The sequence below is a fragment of the Paenibacillus sp. NMA1017 genome, from assembly GCF_058895805.1.
The window spans coordinates 12,702-30,628 of the sequence record NZ_JBZXYR010000007.1 but is presented as its reverse complement, the minus strand read 5'-3'; the positions used below and the strand labels follow the sequence as shown (position 1 = coordinate 30,628).

The window sequence follows — 17,927 nt, the reverse complement described above, 5'->3', positions numbered from 1 at the left end:
GGAGGCGAGATTGCTGAGTCTGCGTAAACTTTCCTATGTGTTTATTGTGTTAGGCTTACTTTTTATTTTGTTTCCTAAAGCGACAGAATGGAATGAGGATCAGGAACAAAGCAAGCTATTAAAAGCAGCAGAGCTACCATCAGGAAAAAGCGACGCGCTATGGACCTCCAGTCGTACGGACAGCAATGCTCGCTTGTCCACTCGTCTTACGGAAGTTCCGGTTAGTGAGGCTCGGCAACAAAATACTTCCCCATCCCCTGCTCCCATGGCAAGCGCTAATGAACAAATTCCCATAGCCACTATTGGTATAAGTCGTATTGCTTTAAAGCTCCCTGTATTGGAAGGCGCAACGAGGATAAATATGAGACACGCGGCTGTACATATGCCGGAAACGGGGACGCTGGGACAAGCGGGGAATGCCGCCATTGCTGCTCATCGAGCCCGTACCTCTGGGCGTTTATTTAATCGTCTAAATGAATTGAAGATCGGGGATAAGATTGTTGTCAACACTCGGGGTAACCAATATGTATATAGCGTTTATAGCCTGAAAGTGGTCGATCCTACGGACGTGTCTGTTCTGAAAAGCTTCAAAAACCAAAAGCTGCTCACACTGATTACATGTGACCCTCTCGTAAACCCCACCCATCGTCTCATTGTTCAGGCCAAACTAAGCACCTAAAGCTATTTTAAAGCACCTATTTCAATGAGTAAAAATAAATCAGGCGGGCCATTCCTGTTCATTACAGAAATACACCCGCCAATGCTCACATCATGATTCAGTTGGATTCTTGGCAATCAGCTTGAAATCATCAAAGTGGAATCCTGGTGCAACCACACAGGTTACCAGCACGGGCTCATCCCCAAGCGGACGTGCCGTTTGCCATACTGCTCCTGGGACAAGTGCTTGTGGATGCTGTCCTGCCTCCACATCCGCACCGACGATAATCACAGTTTCTTCACCAGGCTCTTCTCCGCTTCCACCCAATTTCAACTCTACAGGGCTTCCGCTATGATATAACCACAGCTCATCAGAATGGACCACATGCCACTCGGAGAACTCGCCTGGATGCAGCAAGAAATACGTAGACGAAGCTGCAAAGCGCGGACCGGAATACACATCCGGCAGTACAGGCTTCGGAATTTGGAAATGGGCCTTCCACATCTCTTTGTACCAGCCGCCTTCTGGATGGGGCTCCATGCCCAATGCCGTTACTAGCGGTGAAATAGCTTTCGTCATTGTCTAACCTTCCTTTACCCTAAATTCCTTCTTCCCTACTGTAAAACATAGCGTTGCTTTTGTCACGTTTCTCCCTTGGCATGTCGAGGATCAATAATTTATGTCAAATTTAATAACATAAAATTACGGATATTTATCCGTTTTCATCATATAAATAACAGTTTACTAGTAAAAAACACACCGAAATACATTACACGTAAAGTTTTATGACATAAAATCTTGTTTTTTATTGTAAGCTTATAGTATCATGAGAGAAATTTTGAAATTCTAATAGAGCTTGATCATGTCAATCCGTCTACTAAGTTATGTATCCAAGCCTAAAAGGGGTGAGCTCTCTGATCCAGTTTCACAATGTCAACAAGCATTACGGTCATTTCCATGTACTCAAAGACATCAATCTTCAGATTAAGGAGGGCGAGGTCGTCGTCATCATCGGTCCCTCCGGCTCGGGTAAAAGCACCCTGCTTCGCTGCATCAATCGTCTGGAAACGATATCGGATGGGGAACTGATCGTTAACGAGATCCCTGTACATGACAAAAAGATTGATATTAATGCCTTCCGCCGCAATATCGGAATGGTGTTCCAACATTTCAATCTGTATCCCCACAAAAAGGTAATTGAAAACATTGTACTGGCACCTATGAAGGTACTGGGCATCTCGAAAGAAGAAGCTACTCAAACAGCCATCACCTATCTAAAGCGCGTCGGAATCGAGGAAAAAGCACAGAGCTACCCCGCCCAATTGTCCGGTGGACAGCAGCAGCGGGTCGCGATCGCCCGCGGGCTCGCGATGAATCCAAAAATTATGTTATTTGACGAGCCTACTTCAGCACTTGATCCCGAAACGATCGGAGAGGTACTGGATGTTATGCGCTCGCTCGCCCATCAGGGCATCACAATGGTCATTGTCACTCATGAAATGGGCTTTGCACGTGAAGTGGCGGACCGCGTGATTTTTATGGACAAAGGACAAATTTTGGAAGACAGCCAACCTGCCGAATTTTTTCAGAATCCGGGTGAAGAACGGGCTCGCCTGTTCCTGAGCCGTCTGATTCATCATTAAACAGACTACCAATGTAGCGTAAATCGAAAGGGGAATGTTCTGATGAGAAAAAGATTTCAATGGAGTACTTTGGTGCTGGTAGCTTTATCTTGTCTGCTCGTCTTGGCAGGCTGTGGAGGCAAAGAAGGAGCGGCAACGTCGGGGAATGAGCCGGCAGCAGCCAACGGGCTGGAAGCGATCAAACAGCGTGGCAAACTGGTCGTTGGTGTGAAATACGATACCAAGCTGTTCGGACTGAAAGACCCGGCTAGCGGAAAAGTAGAAGGCTTTGATATCGACATCGCTAAGGCTGTAGCCAAACATATTTTTGGCGATGAAACCAAACTTGAACTAAAAGAGGTCACGTCCAAAACACGAATCACCTTATTGCAAAACGGGGACATCGACGCCATTATCGCGACGATGACCATTTCGGATGAACGTAAAAAGCAGGTTGATTTCAGCGACGTCTATTTTAACGCCGGGCAATCTCTGCTCGTGAAAAAGGGGAGCCCCATCACCGGGCTGGAGTCTCTGACCCCAAAAACCAAGGTGCTCGCCGTGAAAGGCTCTACCTCCGCCAAAAATATCCGTGAAAAAGCACCTGAAGCAACGATATTGGAATTCGAAAACTATCAGGATGCTTTCAACGCCCTCAAAGCAGGCAAAGGAGAAGCGTTGACTACGGATAACTCTATTCTGCTCGGCATGCAGCAGCAAGACCCGAATTATACTCTTGTAGGCGGGAACTTCACAGAGGAACCTTACGGCATTGCAGTAAAGAAGGGACAAACTGAACTGCTACAAGCTATTAATGATACGATCAAGGAACTGAAAAGCAACGGTGAATACGATAAGCTCCACGAGCAATGGCTTGGGGTTAAACCCGAATAGTATTCTTGTGAAGGAGCCGCGATTGCGAGCTCCTTCCTTTCTTAGTTCTGGATAAGGAGGTAAATTCGCAAATGCTTACTTTTGATATCAACGTGCTTTTTGATCATAGCGACCGTTTCAGAGAAGGCTTGCTTCATACCGTTCAAGCTAGTGTCATTGCCTTGATTGGAAGCTTTATTCTGGGAGCTATTATTGCCATCCTCCGAATTGCGCCTTTTAAATGGCTGAACTGGATCGGTACCGTCTATGTAGAGGTCATCCGCAATATCCCATTGCTGATCGTCGTACTGTTTTTTTATCTCGGGCTTCCCACTTTGGGCATCCCTTTGGACGGATTCGTATCTGGAACGCTTGGATTGACCGTATACACGGCCTCCTTTATTGCTGAAGCCATACGTGCCGGCATTCAATCTGTGCCCAAGGGGCAATTTGAAGCGGCAAGGTCCTCCGGGTTGAGTTACAACCAGACGATGATCAGCATTATTTTACCGCAAGCCATCAAAATTGTACTGCCTGCGATCGGCAACCAATTCATTAATCTGGTCAAAAACTCCTCCGTGCTGGCTATTGTGGCCGGACTGGACCTAATGTATTACTCGGACCTCATTAACTCGGATACCTTCCTGCCCATCACAGTCTACGCCATCACGGCGCTGTTGTATCTTATCTTGACGGTTCCGCTTAGCTTTCTTGTGCTATATATGGAACGGCGTCTGTCCAAAACATCCTAAGGAGGGAAGCCCGTATGGATTTCGGTGGATTGTTTGTGTGGCCTAATGTGCGTTTTATACTTGAGGGCTTCCTGCTCACGCTGGAGGTTGCTATTTACTCTATCGTGTTCAGCTTCGTTCTTGGTATCTTATTCGGCATCCTGCGCTATACTCGCTTACCTGTCATTTCACAGGTTGCAGCCTTTATCATTGATCTCATTCGCAATCTTCCATTATTGCTCATTATTTTCTTCATCGGTATGGTTTTACCATCCATCGGATTGTCGATTTCCCTCAAGTGGGCAGCCATTACAGGCCTATCGATCTTCGAGGGAGCCATGATTGCCGAGATTGTGCGCAGCGGCCTGAATTCGGTCCATAAAGGGCAGGTGGAAGCCGCACGTTCTTCCGGTCTAAGCTATTCTCAAACCTTATGGCATATCATTCTGCCCCAAGCGCTTCGTCGCATGGTGCCCCCGATTGTCAGCCAGTTCATTTCCCTATTCAAGGATACCTCACTGGCTGTCATTATCAGTTTGCCTGAGCTGACGCATAACATTCAGATTGTCGGTGGGCAAAATCAATCCTTTGTCATTCCAGCCCTGCTGTTCGCAGCTTTCCTGTACTTTGCTGTCAATTACAGTATGTCACTGATTGCACGCAGGCTGGAAGTTCGTACACATTAAAGCTCGTGATACTCATCAGGGTTGCCACTAGTTGGAACGCACTGTTAGTACAGCTTGTATCTTTTTAATCAATTGCTTCAACGCTTCTCCCTGATAACGGCCAGACCGATAAATCAACTCTAGCTGACCCTGGGGCGCCCCATGCAAAATAGGTACAGTGCAAAAGTGTGAGCGATCCATTTCTGCCGCAAGGGACTCCGTCTGTAGGGTTACGGCAAGTCCCTCCTGCACCCAGCGCAGGATGGAAGGTATGGAATTGGTCTCCAAGACGGTCGCAAAGGGATACCCGCGATCACGGAAGCACTTCTCAATCAGTTTCCTGCCAAGATGACACTCAGGCTGCATCGCCCAAGGTACGTGCCTCAATTCGTCCAGCGTAATGGAAGAACGGTTGGAAAACACATGCTCTACCGGAACAACAAGACAGTAGTTCTCCGTACGAAGAGGAAGCTGGACAAGCCTTTCATCCGTACCCGAATGCAGTGAAATCCCAACATCCACTCGGTTATCCAGCAGCTGTTCTGTTACATCAAATGATGAATGGATGTGCAGGCTGACTTTAGGAAATGACTGATGAAAATGGATAAGCATTTCTTGCAATGGTTCCTCCAGCTCCGGTAATGCGATACCAATCCGTAAACTCCCGCGTTGCTCGGTGCGCAACTCCTCAATGGAAGCCTTCGCTTGCTGTAAATCCTTGAGCGCATGCGCACTGTGTTGCAGCAACAATTTCCCGGCATCTGTCATTTTAATTTTCTTGCCTGCACGGTCAAAGAGCGTCATGCCCAATTCCTCCTCCAACGCCTTAATTTGCAAGCTAAGCGTGGGTTGGGAGATTCCGATCTTTTCCGAAGCTTTCGTAAAATGCAGTTCCTCGCATACGGCAATGAAGTATTGAAGCTGACGTATTTCCGTCTTCCTTCTCTCCCTTCGAGAATCCCCAGAATGATTGCATGAAAAGGTCAAAAGAAGCGCAAAATCGGATCAATCCGGTTCGCGCTTCTTCTTCAGGTTATTGCGCTTTTTTGAGATTATTGGGCTACTTCTGCTTTTTCCGCAGTCAACGTAATATTCGCAAACGTGTCTGCATCATACTCCTTGCCACGGGTAATATCGTAATTGGCTACCCGATTATTCACTGCCTCCAACGAATAACGGAATAACGTCGGTACGATTGGGGCCTCCTCGCTCATATACGCCTGCCACTGATTGTATATATCTTTACGATAATTGTCGTCAAAGGCTTTCACAGACACCCCTTCCTGCAACAGCTTATCATTCTCTTCACTGGTAAAGCGCGAGTAGTTAAAGCTGGCTCCGCGTCCATACAGCCCACTAGGGTTTACATCTGTACCTGTACTCCATGCGCCGCCAAAAATATCAATGCCGGGGTCATCCTTCTGCACACGGTCATAGAAAGAATTGAACTCAAGCAGACGACCGTCCACCAGCTCGACATGAAGCCCGACATCCTTCCAATTTTGCAAATAAAACTTCGCCAGCGATTCGGCTGTCGCATCCCCGCTCATTGCTGCATAATGGAGCACCAGTTCCTTACCCTTAGGGTCCTCAAGGTATCCATCTCCATTGGTGTCCACATATCCTGCCTCGTCCAGCAGCTTTTTCGCCTTGTCTGGATCATATGCGATGCCCTTCGCATTCACATCATGATATCCCTTAAAGGCAGGCGGAATCAGGGATGTTGCTGGAATCCGAAGTCCATGATAGAGCTGCTTGCCGACCTGCTCATTATTCAGCGCATAGCCGAGGGCCTGACGCAATGACTTGTTCGCCAGCTTAGCGTTCGGGTCCATGATATTTAGATTCTTGGCCTGATCGAATTTGCCCATCTTAAAGCCCACATAGCTATAAGATAATTCCTCCTGACCGAGAAACTGTACATTTTTCGGATTGCTGGCCTCATTGTAACGGGTGGTTGGATAGCTGGCCCAGTCAACTTCTCCACTTTTCAGCGCCTCGGTAATGACATTCGGGTTCACCACCTTCAGATGAAGGCCATCCAACTTGGGCTCACCGTGGAAATAATCTTCATTTTTGACGAATTCCACAGATTCACCTGTGACCATAGATTTAATTTTGAACGGTCCATAGCCAATCGGATTTTTACGGACAGGATCAGATCCGGCCATATCTTTCACGGGAATATTCTGAAACACCTTTTTCTCCAGTGGTGTAGACCACAGTCCCGATTTCACCGAAGGATTAGGTTCCTTGAAATGAATGGTAACCTCTTTCTCATTCAGCACTTTGATGCCAGAAATGGTTTTGGCCTTACCTGCGTGATAATCCTCCATGCCCACAATGTTGGTCATAAAGCTATCATAACGCGGACCTTCGTAGTCTTTATGACCGATCACTTCATAGGAAAAAGCATAGTCCTCCGCCGTTACAGGATTACCATCCGTCCAGTTCAGTTTGGGATCAATTTTGACAGTCACCGCCTTATTGTCTGGGGAAAAGGAAATCGTCGCCGCCCCTTTATCGTCAATATTCAGATTGGAGTCAATCGAAAACATAGAAGGGTAGAAAAACTGGAAGACTTCAAAATCAGGATTGCCTTCATAAAATACAGGATTCAGAATACCTTCAAAAGGGGTATCAGACACGAGTGCATAATTGATGATGCCACCCTTAATCGGGGCCTTATCGTTCTTGATCGCCTTCGCCAGCGCTGTCGTATTCACCTGTTTGCTGTCGGACCCTGAGCCGCCTGTACCGTCAGACGATTTTCCTCCATTCGAAGCGGAAGGCGAGCCGCTGCATGCGGCCAATGAAAGTACCAAAATTGCAGATAGAACAGGCAGAATCCCTTTTTTCCAGTGTTTAACCATTGTAAATCCCTCCTTGTCATTGTTCTTATCCTTGAACTTCGGTTAACCCAATCGTTGTCTGGCATCCGTGGCGCGTTTGAGCGCCTGGCCAATAAAGTTAATCGCCAGCATTAGCACCAAAATAAGCAGTGAGGCAGGCAACCACATCCACCAGCTATTCTGCAAAACATCCGGGTCATTCGCATAACTCACCAGTGTACCCAAGCTTGGCGTAGATTCCGGTAAGCCAAAACCGAGATAAGAAAGCCCGGTCTCAATCCCGATATTTCCCGCGAGGCTGAGGGTCAGATTGACGATCACGACCGAGCTAAGATTGGGCAGCACGCCAAACCAGATGATTTTCCAATTGGGTGTGCCAAGGGTTTTGGAAGCCTGCACATAATCCAGTTCGCGCTCCGACAACACCTTGGCCCGGATCAGACGTGCTTTTCCAATCCATAAAAAGGCAGTCATGATGAAAATAAAGGACCCTATGCCGCTTTTGGGTACAATGCTGACAAACACGATGACCAACATCAAAAATGGAAGTACCAGAATAAAATCAATGATTCGCATGATGATGTTATCGACCAGTCCCCCATAAAAACCAGCCAGCAAACCTAACGTTAAGCCAATAGCGGCGGATAGCAATGTAATCGTAAAGCCGATGGTGAAGGAATTGCGGGCTCCAATGACCAGTTGGCCGAAAATATCCCTGCCCGCTCGGTCTGTACCCAGCCAATGCACTGAGCCGGGGGCTTCACGGATTGCGCCCAAATCGACCGTCGTGACTACATCCTGATTGACAAACAGGACAGAGGCATATATAAAGATCAAGAACAGAATCACAAAGCCAATGGAAACCAAGGCCATTTTGTCACGCACCAGCTCACGACGCAGTACAGACCAACTGGATGGTGATTTACGAATGCTTTCCGGCGAGAAGACTTCCTCCACCTGTATAGACACCATAATCCCTCCCTTTCTCTAGATTGTTCGCTATTCAATTCGAATGCGGGGATCGACCTTGCTCAGGATGACATCAGATAAAAGGGTCCCTAATAGTGCCAAGAAGCCAGAGATCATGACCAGCGCGTTCACGACTGAAAAATCCCGTTGAGTGATGGACTGGAGAAATAATTGGCCCAACCCCGGATAACCGAAAATAGATTCAAGAAAAATATTGCCTGCAATTACTCCCGTCAGGTCATAGCCCAAAAAGGCAGCAATCGGCAATAGAGAGTTTTTAAAAATATGGCGGGAATAAATTTTACCTTCAGGTACCCCTTTGGAACGCGCTGTTTTCACAAAATCCTTCAGTCGTGTGTCAATGACCTCATTGCGCAAATACTGAATTGTAGCCGTTGTACTGAGCAATGCGCCTGTAACCGCTGGTAAAATGAGATGATACGACTTGTTCACGTAATATGACCATGTCCCCGGCTCCACACCTACATCCACACTGCCGCTGGTCGGAAACCAGCCGAGCCTGAATCCGAATACGTACAGCAGCAGCAACGCGAGTATAAATAAAGGTGTCGCAAAGCTAAGATAGGTATAGCCCACTACGGTTTTGTCCAGTAGACTATGCTGATAACGGCCGCTAAGTACGCCGAGCGGAATGGCGATCAGATACGTCAGAACCAGAATTACTACGCCCAGAAAGAACGTGTTCCCCAGACGGCTGCCAATCAGATCGGTAACGCTAATTTTATGTACATAAGATTTGCCCAGATCCCCGTGAGCAAGCTGGACGAGCCAGTTCCCATACTGCACCCACACCGGATCATTCAGTCCCAGTCTTTGTCGCTGTTCTTCCAGTGCGGCCGGATTCAGATTGGGTGTCGAGGTAATAAGTCCTGTCAGGGCATCCCCCGGCATAGCCTTAGCCAGGAAAAATATAAGCACGCTCAGTGCAAAAAGTTGAGGGATCATAACCAGCAGCCGACGCAGTGTAAATTTCCACATATTCCGTACCCCCTTATGGTAGCGCGACTTGATGGGATGGACTTACTGATTTTAGTGCAAACGGCTTTCCACTCGCGTCTAGATGTTTGGGTAGCTCTGTTTTGTAGGAGGATAAAAGCATTCGCCTTTTTCGAGCATTTTCCAGCCTTTTTGTAGGATCAATATTGGGAATGGTTGCAATGAGGCGTTGGGTATACAGATGCTGTGGACGCTCATAAATGTCTTGCTCGCTCCCCTGCTCCACTAGACGGCCCCGGTACATAATACCGATTTGGTCGCACATATGGCGGATAATACCCAAGTCATGACTGATGAACAAATACGTCAAATTAAATTCCCGTTGCACATCCTTCATAAAATTAAGCACCTGTGCCTGCACGGAAACGTCCAGTGCCGACACCGGCTCATCAGCAATGATCAGCTTGGGGTTTAATGTCAGCGCACGCGCGATCCCGATCCGCTGCCGTTGCCCCCCGGAAAATTCATGCGGATATTTGTAGGCTGCATCGGCGTTCAAGCCGACCTTTTCCAGCAACGTCTGTACTTTCCTTCGTTCTTCCTCACTGCTTAGCCTTTCAAAATTTCGCAGCGGTTCAGCAATGACATCCAATACGCGCTTACGCGGGTTGAGCGAAGAGTATGGGTCCTGAAAAATCATCTGGATGTCTCTACGCAGTGGATGGCGATTGTTACGGCTCAGAGCTGCAAAGTCCTTTCCTTTAAACAGAATCCGTCCGCTTGTCAGCTTATTTAGACCGATGATCGTCCTGCCTGTCGTCGTCTTTCCGCAGCCGGATTCTCCCACCAGCCCGTATGTTTGGCCTGCCTCAATGCTGATCGACACGCCATCCACTGCTTTCACCTGATCGATAACACGCTGGAAGAAACCACCACGTACCGGATAGTGGACCCTCAAATCATTTAACTCCAGTAGTGCCATGGGCAGCCTCCCCCTTTGCCTCGTCTTCAAAATGAAAATGCTGGTAACATGTACAACGGACCCAGTGTCCAGGTGAAATTTCATTTAATTGGGGATGGTCTTCATGCACTCTCTGCTGAATCCAGGGAATACGCGGAGCAAAGCGGCAGCTATTGCGGGGGATATCTTGTAATGAGGGAACAATGCCGCCGATGACATGTAGTGATTCCCCCTTGGTATGCGATCCCGGCATAGAAGCAAGCAAAGAACGCGTATACGGATGCTGTGGATGCCTGAATAATTCAAAAACATCAGCGCTCTCCACGATTTCTCCGGCATACATGACCACCACGCGGTCGGCTACTTCTGCCACAACACCAAGATCGTGCGTAATCAGGATAATTCCGCTCCCGGTCTCCTGTTGAAGCTGTTTGAGCAAGTCGAGAATTTGCGATTGGATCGTTACATCGAGCGCAGTAGTCGGCTCATCTGCAATAATAAGAGAAGGTCGGCAAGCTATGGCAATCGCGATCATCACACGCTGCCGCATCCCTCCTGATAGTTCATGCGGATACTGCTCATACACACGCACAGGATTCGGTATATCTACACTTTCCAGCAGCTCCAGCACACGTTCCCTTTTTTGCTTCGTAGATAGTGACGTATGATAATCAAGATTTTCCTCAATCTGCTTGCCAATGCTCATCAATGGATTAAGTGCTGTCAGCGGGTCCTGAAAGATCATGCCAATGCCTGCTCCGCGGATTTTATTCATTTGCCCTGAAGAAAGACGGTTCAGGTTCGTGCCTTTAAAAAGGACCTCTCCCTCTACACGCGTGCGTTCCATGTCATGCAGTTGTGCGATCGAAAGTGCCAGCGCACTTTTGCCACAGCCGGATTCTCCGACTACAGCCAGCACTTCATTGGGGTTGACCGTCAGATCCAGATGGTCGACTGCGGGGTGATATTGATCCTTGATGCGAAAAGATACGGATAATCCTTTAATTTCCAACACGGGTTCGGTATTCAATGCGCGCTTCCTCCATTCTCCATGGTCTTGTCCCGCTTATTCTCACCATGCTTGATGTTTAAAACCTTTCATGAACATTACATACCGTTTTTGTCGGAATAATTTGAATACATCCTATCACCAGTATATGGATATATCAATTAAGATTATGCTATCAACATCATTTAAAAAATCAATGATCCAGCAGCAGCGCGGCCTTTCTGGCACAAAATGTAATGAAATAACCAACCATAGGTTAATTTTCATCACAAAAAAAGTCGCCTGATCCCTCTGCAGGGATCAAACGACTAACCAATACCAACTCACATTGAGCTTCTGGCGATAATTATGAAGCTGCTCCATAGGAGCCAGACTTGAACGTTCTAGGATCGTACCATTTGTAGCCTGCTGCCGGAGCAGACCAAGGCTCAGGCTGCGGTTCCGTGGAAGCCGCAGGCTCCTCGAATGGCAGAAGCTTCGTTGGTTGATCCAGAGTCAAACCTGCCACATCAGACAATTTCGTGTAGTCCTGCTTCCATGCAAGCCATTGGACCGTTTGTACCAGGAAGGTGGAATCATCCACTTCTTTGAAACCATCATATGTCTTCTTCGACTGTCCGTTTTCTTCACGCACATATTTCGGTGTAGCATCTTCTACAGGGGAAGAATCACCGATGAACGCTGCTTTGCCTTGACCCATCTTGGAGATAGCGGCATAAGGTCCTTCCGCACGGCCCCCGCCGTTATAAACTCCCTGGTCTACCGCATTACCCCATTTTTTCGTGCCTGAAGGGATATAAGCAATGCCTTTAGCCTTGGTAGGATCAATAATAGCCAGCGTAGATCCTGCATGCATTGCAATCGAGCGCACACCCTTGGTAATGCCGAAAGATTGATCTGCGGCTACAATGTCGGTAGCATTCACGTCGCCCAGTGCATTGTAACGGAAACGAACGCCAAAGTTGGTCGCCAGCCAATCGGAGCTTGTTAATCCTTGCATCGCCGGTGATGCAGCTTCTTCTGCAGTCATGCCTTTGGCCGGATTAGTATAGGCTCCACGACGGTAGCCATTCATAACCTCGGAGGAATCCCAACGGTTTTTGTTACGGTCCGCATTATAATGATCGGAGATGAAGAAGACGCTCCCCCCGTTATTCACGTATTGCAGCAGGGCAGCCTGCTCGGATGCCTTAAAGGCAACATTCGCTTCACCGATGATGAACACATCATATTGGCGCAGCTTGTCATATGTTATGGCCTGCTCTCCATAAGTAAAAGGAATGGGACGATTCAATTGGTCTACCGTAAAGCCTACATTACGCAGTCCATTGGCAAAGTCGGAGAAGGCGCCTTCAATGACCCAATCTGCTGCACCAGCGGTCTGTGCGTGCGTATTATCGAACAGCACCTTTTTGCCTTTTCCATCCGGCAGTGTAGTACCAGGTTGACCCGGGTTGCCAGGTTCAGGTTCGCCCGGATTACCAGGTTCCCCCGGTTCGCTTCCGTTCACCAGTTCAACAGCGCTCGGGCTTTTCACTCCACCAAAATTATTGTAGGCGCCAAGTATACCCGTCACACGAATTTTGCTGCCGATCAGCTCAGGATGGCCTGACAGCCCAAATTGCCCTCTGTACGCGGATGTCAGCTGTACATCCAATAGATTAGAAGTGCTACGTTCATTAGCCTGGTCGGCAATCAGTACGTTAAAATCATTCACAAACGGAGAAGAAAAGTTAGCCGTTTTCGATCCGGTAGCATGTCCGACGATGTAACCTTCCACCGTCACCGTACCTCCACTGCTTTGGCGCTGAAGTGCTTCGGCTACTGTCAATGCTCCCTCTGCCTTGACCTGACCGAATGGAACGAAGATCCCGATCAGCATTGATACGATTGCTGCTAGATGCAGCATCCCTTTTAAGCGTGAACCTGTGAACCGTGAGCCTTTTACCATACGTCAATATCCCTCCTATGATTTCCATAAATATACTTGTCCTTTATCAGATTAGCTGCCAATCTTCTAATTCCTTCCTGGTTTTATCCATAATTATGTAAATTTTAATCTTTTTTATTGGAAACGCACCTGTTTCAGGATTTTGCAAAATTCGATTCCAGTCGCTCCAAAGCGCAATATCTAGACGAACTAGGCCATTTCGATCTATATATTGTTCATTGGAAGTCGCTTATTGGGTTTTTGCAAAATCCTCGTTTATGTAAAAATTGAACCCTGTGATTGACACCGAGCACGGCATACATTACGCTAAGAAAGACATGTAGAACGGTATACGCGAATGAAGATGACGGGAGAGTCTGTCCAGGGAGCCTACACTCTGGCGGCACCGAAGGAGCAAGACGCCAGCACCCGGCTGGCGGATAATCTCTCAGGTCCATGTATCGTCATCTGACGCAACTCTGGAGAGAGCGCAAGCCACCCAAGGGGTAAGGCGGTAAGTACACCGCACGAAACTCTCAGGTAACGAGGACAGAGATAAGGGAAACTTCCTTATCCTGTCCTTTTTTGTGCTCACATTGTGCGTCAGCATTAGCAACCGTCATAACCGCGCAAAGACGCGGAAATACCATATAGTATGGTATTAGAACATACAGGGGGCCACACCATGCGTTTCAAAGATGTATTTTCCATTATCGGTCCGGCCATGACCGGACCTTCCAGTTCACACACCGCAGGCGCGGTTCGGCTCGCACGCGTTGCACGGCACTGGCTTGGGGCGCAGCCTGACCGTGCCCGCATGACATTGTACGGCTCCTTTGCCGACACGTATAAAGGACACGGTACAGACCTGGCGCTCATCGCAGGGCTGCTTAATTACGATACGGACGATCACCGGATTCCCGATGCCGAGCAATGGGCAGAGCAAGCCGGGATGGCCGTGGAATTCGCCGTCAGCGGACTACCCGCGCCTCATCCGAACACCGTCCGTTTCGAGTTGTGGAAGGGCGAGGATCAGCGCACACTGCTGGGCTCCTCCATCGGCGGCGGCAGCATCCATGTCCAACAGCTCAACGAATTCCGGGTCAATCTGACCGGAGAGCTGCCTACGCTGGTGCTTCTCCACTCGGATAAGCCCGGTACATTGGGCGCGATAACTTCAGCGCTAGGCGCGGCCCACATTAACATTGCCTATATGCACGTAGATCGCAAAGGCCGGGATGGTGAAGCACTCACCGCCATTGAAACGGACAGTTCTGCTCCAGCTGAACTGATTGCAGAACTGCGTTCTTTACCTCATATGTATGAAATTAAGATGATTAATTTGAAAAAAGGAGCTGAATCCGATGAGGTTTAGCCATCTGCATGAAATCAGCGCTTTATGCGCTGAAGAATCCACCACGATTGGCCGTTTGATGATTCAAGAGCAGGTACAAGAGACGAATACAACGGAGGAAGAAATCTTCCGCCAAATGTCTGATTATTATGAAGTCATGAAGGAAGCCGTTCATCGCGGTCAGACACAAGACACCGTATCCCGCAGTGGATTGACGGGCGGCGACGGCAAGCGTCTGGCCGAGTATCTGCGGTCAGGGGAAACCTGCTCCGGTGATGCCTCCGCCCTCGCCATGGCTTATGCGCTCTCCGTGTCGGAGGTTAATGCGTCCATGGGGCGCATTGTCGCCACGCCTACCGCAGGCTCATGTGGGGTTATCCCTGGTGTGTTCATCAGTGCACAGGAGCGGTTCGGCTGGGATGATGAGCATATGGTGAACGGCCTGTTCGCCGCTGGAGCCATTGGCTACGTGATCGCCAACAACTCCTTCATTTCTGGCGCGGAGGGAGGCTGTCAGGCTGAGATTGGCTCAGCTATCGGGATGGCCGCTGGCGCTATGGTCGAGCTGCGCGGTGGTACGCCTGAACAGGCTGTTCACGCCGTGGGCCTCGCTCTTAAGAACACGCTCGGCCTGATTTGCGACCCCGTCGCCGGACTCGTGGAGATCCCGTGCATTGTGCGCAACGGGCTGGGAGCCGTGACTGCGCTTGCCGCAGCGGACATGGCTTTGGCGGGTGTGCGCAGCGCTATTCCGTCTGACGAAGTCATTGACGTAATGCTTGAAGTCGGCAGTGCGATGCCGTCGAAGCATCGCGAGACCGCCAAAGGCGGGTTGGCCCAGACGCCGACTGGCAAGCGTTTGACCGAATCACTTACACGCAACACACCGACCAAGAAGGATAAGTCATAATTTATAAGCGGTAGCCTCCTTAAAATAAAAGAGCAAGCATATCGTCCTTGGACGTATGCTTGCTCTCTTTTTTACTGAACGGTCACCTGTACCTTCGTCATTTTACCTGCATATTTCACAGTAATTACTGCTTTGCCCTTGCCCTGTGCCTTAATGTTACCGTCTTTGACGGTCGCAACAATAATTCTGGACGAGGACCAGACAGCCGGTTTGGAAACATCCTTCTCCGACTCATCCTTATACGTGGCTGTAGCCGTTACCTTAGCCAACTGTCCTGCCTTCAAATTCAATGCGACTTCGTCTGTTTGCAAATATTTAAGCGTATCAACGTCTACAGGTACGCTGATTATCTTCCCGCCAAACTTCGCCTGAATGTTAGCTTTACCGTAGCTAACCGCGGTAACCTGACCCTTTTTAACAGTGGCTACCTTATAATTAGACGTTTTCCATTCAGCTTGGGTCGTAACGTCCTTTTCTTTACCATCACTCGATTTAACCACAATCGCGATGGTTTTTTGATCTCCAGATTTGAGCGATAGCGCGATTGCATCCGCTTCAATCTTTTGCGCTACGTCCACTTCTACCGTAAACGTAATGTTTTGCTTGCCATATGAAGCAGTCACAGTTGCCTTACCGCTACCATTTGCTTTGATCAAACCTTCGCTAACTTCAACCACTTTTACATTACTAGTTGTCCAGGTGGCGTCCTTGGTTACATCTGTTTTTGTACCGCCACTCTTAACGCCTGTTACTTTCAGCTGCTTCGTTTCCTGAGCACCAAGCGCAATTACGCGCGAGTCTGTTTCCAGACGGTCTACAAGGCCTACTTGTACGTTAATCGTCAGTTTTTTGCCATTATAGGTCGCTGTAATAACCGCTTTACCAGCGGATTTACCCGTAATCGTTCCTTTGGACACAGAGGCAATATCTTCCGCGCTTGAAGCCCATTCTGCATCCTGTGTTACATCTTCCTTACGCCCATCCGCATAAGTAGCCGTCAAAGTTGCAGTATAGTCCTCATCAATATCAATCGTTGCCGTTTTGGAGGACAGAGACAGATCACCGGGTACATTTACGGAAACTGTAGCTGTAACTGTTTTGCCACCATAAGAAGCGGTGATCGTAGCCTCACCTGTTTTATAACCTGTGACTTCTCCCGCACTGACAAAAGCGATATCTTCATTGCTGGACTTCCACTCTGCCTTACTTGTGATATCTTCTTCCGTACCTGTTACATACGTTGCGGTCAGCTTGAGCTTTTTGGATTCCTTAGCATTCAGGCTCAGCTTGTCCTCACTCAAATCCAGATATCTGGAGGTTTCGACATCTGTCTTGATCGAAACGGTCTTATCTCCATACTTAGCTGTCACCGTAGCCGAACCCGCTCCAATGGCCATAATCGTTCCCTTATTCACAGTCGCAATCTTCTCATCGCTTGATGTCCAAGTAGCCTTATCTGTGATATCCGTTACCGTCCCATCCGGGTAAACGGCAGAAACTTGTATTTTTTTAGATTCATCCAGACGGAGAAAAATATTGGATTCGCTGGCTTTCAGCTTATTCGTTTGATCGACATCCACCGAAATTGTAGCGGACATCGTGCCATATTTACCTGTAATTGTCGCCTTTCCCGCGCTATAGCCGGTAATGGTACCTTTCAGTACATCCGCCACAGCTGCATTGCTGGAGCTCCACTCAGCGGACTCTGTCACGTCCTGTACCGATCCATCAGGGAACGTCGCCGTCAGTTTAACCTTCTCGGTATCCTTCAGTAAAAGAGAAACCTCTGATGAACTGACATCGAGACGTTTAACCTGCTCCACCTGCACAGCAATGGTTACGGTCTGTTGACCATATACGGCCTTAATATTGGCTGTACCTGCTCCCTGAGCGGTAACCAATCCGTTTACTACTGTGGCTACCTTTTGATTATCCGAGGTCCAGGTAGCATCACCCGAAACCTGAGCTGTTGTGTTATCACTGTATGTCGCTGTCAAATCAACCTGTCCTGTACCGCTTGAACGCAAGTTCAGGCTTTGTACACTGGATGTCAGCGCCTTAACCTTTTTCGTTACATGTACCTGAACCGATTGCACCTTCTCTTTATAGGTCGCAACCACGGTGGCTTCCCCTTCAGCCTTGGCCGAAACTGTACCATTATACACAGTAGCAATAGCTGTATTATCACTTTTCCAATCCGTGCTTACGGTTACATTCGAGGTTGTCCCATCGCTAAAAACAGCAGTAGCCGTCAACGCAGCCGTATCTCCCTGTTGCAAAGTTACCTCGTTAGAGGAAAGGACAATCTTGGAAAGCACCGCATCCGCAGCAAATGCAAACCCTGCATATGATGTAAAACTTGAGATCAGGATGACCAACGTCAGAAAACCGGACCATCTATTCTTCAAAATCTAATTCCCTCCCATTTCAAAACTT

16 protein-coding genes, 1 pseudogene and 1 riboswitch are annotated in these 17,927 nt (G+C 48.4%); of the genes and pseudogenes, 7 read left to right on the top strand and 10 right to left on the bottom strand.

Annotated features, from left to right (window positions below; translation table 11 throughout):
- Window positions 1–10 precede the first annotated feature (10 nt).
- Window positions 11–679 (top strand): class D sortase, encoded by a 669-nt coding sequence (locus AC5ELV_RS17365; RefSeq protein WP_493431162.1) that lies wholly within the window; start codon window positions 11–13, stop codon window positions 677–679.
- 90 nt (window positions 680–769) lie between these two features.
- Here the strand turns inward: AC5ELV_RS17365 and AC5ELV_RS17360 are convergent, their stop codons facing one another.
- Window positions 770–1,237 (bottom strand): cupin domain-containing protein, encoded by a 468-nt coding sequence (locus tag AC5ELV_RS17360; protein ID WP_013308442.1) that lies wholly within the window; start codon window positions 1,235–1,237, stop codon window positions 770–772.
- Between the two features lie 305 nt (window positions 1,238–1,542).
- On the opposite strand from AC5ELV_RS17360, the gene AC5ELV_RS17355 reads away from it, so the two are divergent.
- The 4 genes from AC5ELV_RS17355 to AC5ELV_RS17340 all read left to right on the top strand — a co-directional run bounded on the left by AC5ELV_RS17355 (window position 1,543) and on the right by AC5ELV_RS17340 (window position 4,570).
- Complete coding sequence (locus tag AC5ELV_RS17355) at window positions 1,543–2,301, top strand: amino acid ABC transporter ATP-binding protein (protein WP_493431161.1); 759 nt, start codon at window positions 1,543–1,545, stop codon at window positions 2,299–2,301.
- Window positions 2,302–2,343: 42 nt separating this feature from the next.
- On the top strand, window positions 2,344–3,174 hold the full coding sequence (locus tag AC5ELV_RS17350; RefSeq protein WP_134903150.1) for a transporter substrate-binding domain-containing protein: 831 nt from the start codon (window positions 2,344–2,346) through the stop codon (window positions 3,172–3,174).
- 71 nt (window positions 3,175–3,245) lie between these two features.
- Window positions 3,246–3,905, top strand: a complete 660-nt coding sequence (locus AC5ELV_RS17345; protein ID WP_023986681.1) for an amino acid ABC transporter permease — start codon at window positions 3,246–3,248, stop codon at window positions 3,903–3,905.
- A 14-nt stretch (window positions 3,906–3,919) separates the two neighbouring features.
- A complete protein-coding gene (locus AC5ELV_RS17340; RefSeq protein WP_039270255.1) occupies window positions 3,920–4,570 on the top strand; it encodes an amino acid ABC transporter permease in 651 nt (216 codons plus the stop codon).
- Between the two features lie 27 nt (window positions 4,571–4,597).
- On the opposite strand, the gene AC5ELV_RS17335 is transcribed toward AC5ELV_RS17340, so the two are convergent.
- The 8 genes and pseudogenes from AC5ELV_RS17335 to AC5ELV_RS17300 all read right to left on the bottom strand — a co-directional run bounded on the left by AC5ELV_RS17335 (window position 4,598) and on the right by AC5ELV_RS17300 (window position 13,248).
- Window positions 4,598–5,353: a LysR family transcriptional regulator substrate-binding protein gene (locus AC5ELV_RS17335; RefSeq protein ID WP_493431328.1), complete on the bottom strand. Its 756-nt coding sequence runs from the start codon at window positions 5,351–5,353 to the stop codon at window positions 4,598–4,600.
- A gap of 6 nt (window positions 5,354–5,359) precedes the next feature.
- Window positions 5,360–5,536, bottom strand: a pseudogene (locus AC5ELV_RS17330) (LysR family transcriptional regulator); the annotation flags it as partial.
- 65 nt (window positions 5,537–5,601) lie between these two features.
- Window positions 5,602–7,422: an oligopeptide ABC transporter substrate-binding protein gene (gene opp4A / locus AC5ELV_RS17325; protein WP_493431160.1), complete on the bottom strand. Its 1,821-nt coding sequence runs from the start codon at window positions 7,420–7,422 to the stop codon at window positions 5,602–5,604.
- 42 nt (window positions 7,423–7,464) lie between these two features.
- Entirely contained in the window at window positions 7,465–8,373 is a 909-nt protein-coding gene (locus tag AC5ELV_RS17320; RefSeq protein ID WP_493431159.1) for an ABC transporter permease, read from the bottom strand.
- Window positions 8,374–8,400: 27 nt separating this feature from the next.
- Window positions 8,401–9,369, bottom strand: coding sequence for an oligopeptide ABC transporter permease (gene opp4B / locus AC5ELV_RS17315; protein ID WP_104497429.1), 969 nt, complete (start codon window positions 9,367–9,369; stop codon window positions 8,401–8,403).
- Between the two features lie 13 nt (window positions 9,370–9,382).
- Window positions 9,383–10,309: an ABC transporter ATP-binding protein gene (locus AC5ELV_RS17310; RefSeq protein WP_493431158.1), complete on the bottom strand. Its 927-nt coding sequence runs from the start codon at window positions 10,307–10,309 to the stop codon at window positions 9,383–9,385.
- The gene (locus AC5ELV_RS17305) at window positions 10,287–11,318 is read right to left on the bottom strand and encodes an ABC transporter ATP-binding protein (RefSeq protein WP_493431157.1); all 1,032 of its coding nucleotides are present in this window, start codon (window positions 11,316–11,318) and stop codon (window positions 10,287–10,289) included. Before AC5ELV_RS17305 ends, AC5ELV_RS17310 begins: the two co-directional genes overlap by 23 nt.
- 325 nt (window positions 11,319–11,643) lie before the next feature.
- Window positions 11,644–13,248 carry a DUF6359 domain-containing protein gene (locus tag AC5ELV_RS17300; RefSeq protein ID WP_493431156.1) on the bottom strand — a complete coding sequence of 535 codons (1,605 nt, stop codon included), beginning with the start codon at window positions 13,246–13,248 and terminating at the stop codon, window positions 11,644–11,646.
- A 337-nt stretch (window positions 13,249–13,585) separates the two neighbouring features.
- A riboswitch (glycine riboswitch) is annotated at window positions 13,586–13,701 on the top strand.
- A 211-nt stretch (window positions 13,702–13,912) separates the two neighbouring features.
- Here AC5ELV_RS17300 and sdaAB point away from each other — a divergent pair.
- Window positions 13,913–14,602: an L-serine ammonia-lyase, iron-sulfur-dependent subunit beta gene (sdaAB, locus tag AC5ELV_RS17295; protein WP_342427800.1), complete on the top strand. Its 690-nt coding sequence runs from the start codon at window positions 13,913–13,915 to the stop codon at window positions 14,600–14,602.
- Window positions 14,592–15,491: an L-serine ammonia-lyase, iron-sulfur-dependent, subunit alpha gene (gene sdaAA / locus AC5ELV_RS17290; protein WP_013308429.1), complete on the top strand. Its 900-nt coding sequence runs from the start codon at window positions 14,592–14,594 to the stop codon at window positions 15,489–15,491. The genes sdaAB and sdaAA overlap by 11 nt, the downstream gene beginning before the upstream one ends.
- 71 nt (window positions 15,492–15,562) lie before the next feature.
- Here the strand turns inward: sdaAA and AC5ELV_RS17285 are convergent, their stop codons facing one another.
- Complete coding sequence (locus AC5ELV_RS17285) at window positions 15,563–17,899, bottom strand: Ig-like domain-containing protein (RefSeq protein ID WP_493431155.1); 2,337 nt, start codon at window positions 17,897–17,899, stop codon at window positions 15,563–15,565.
- Between the last annotated feature and the right edge of the window lie 28 nt (window positions 17,900–17,927).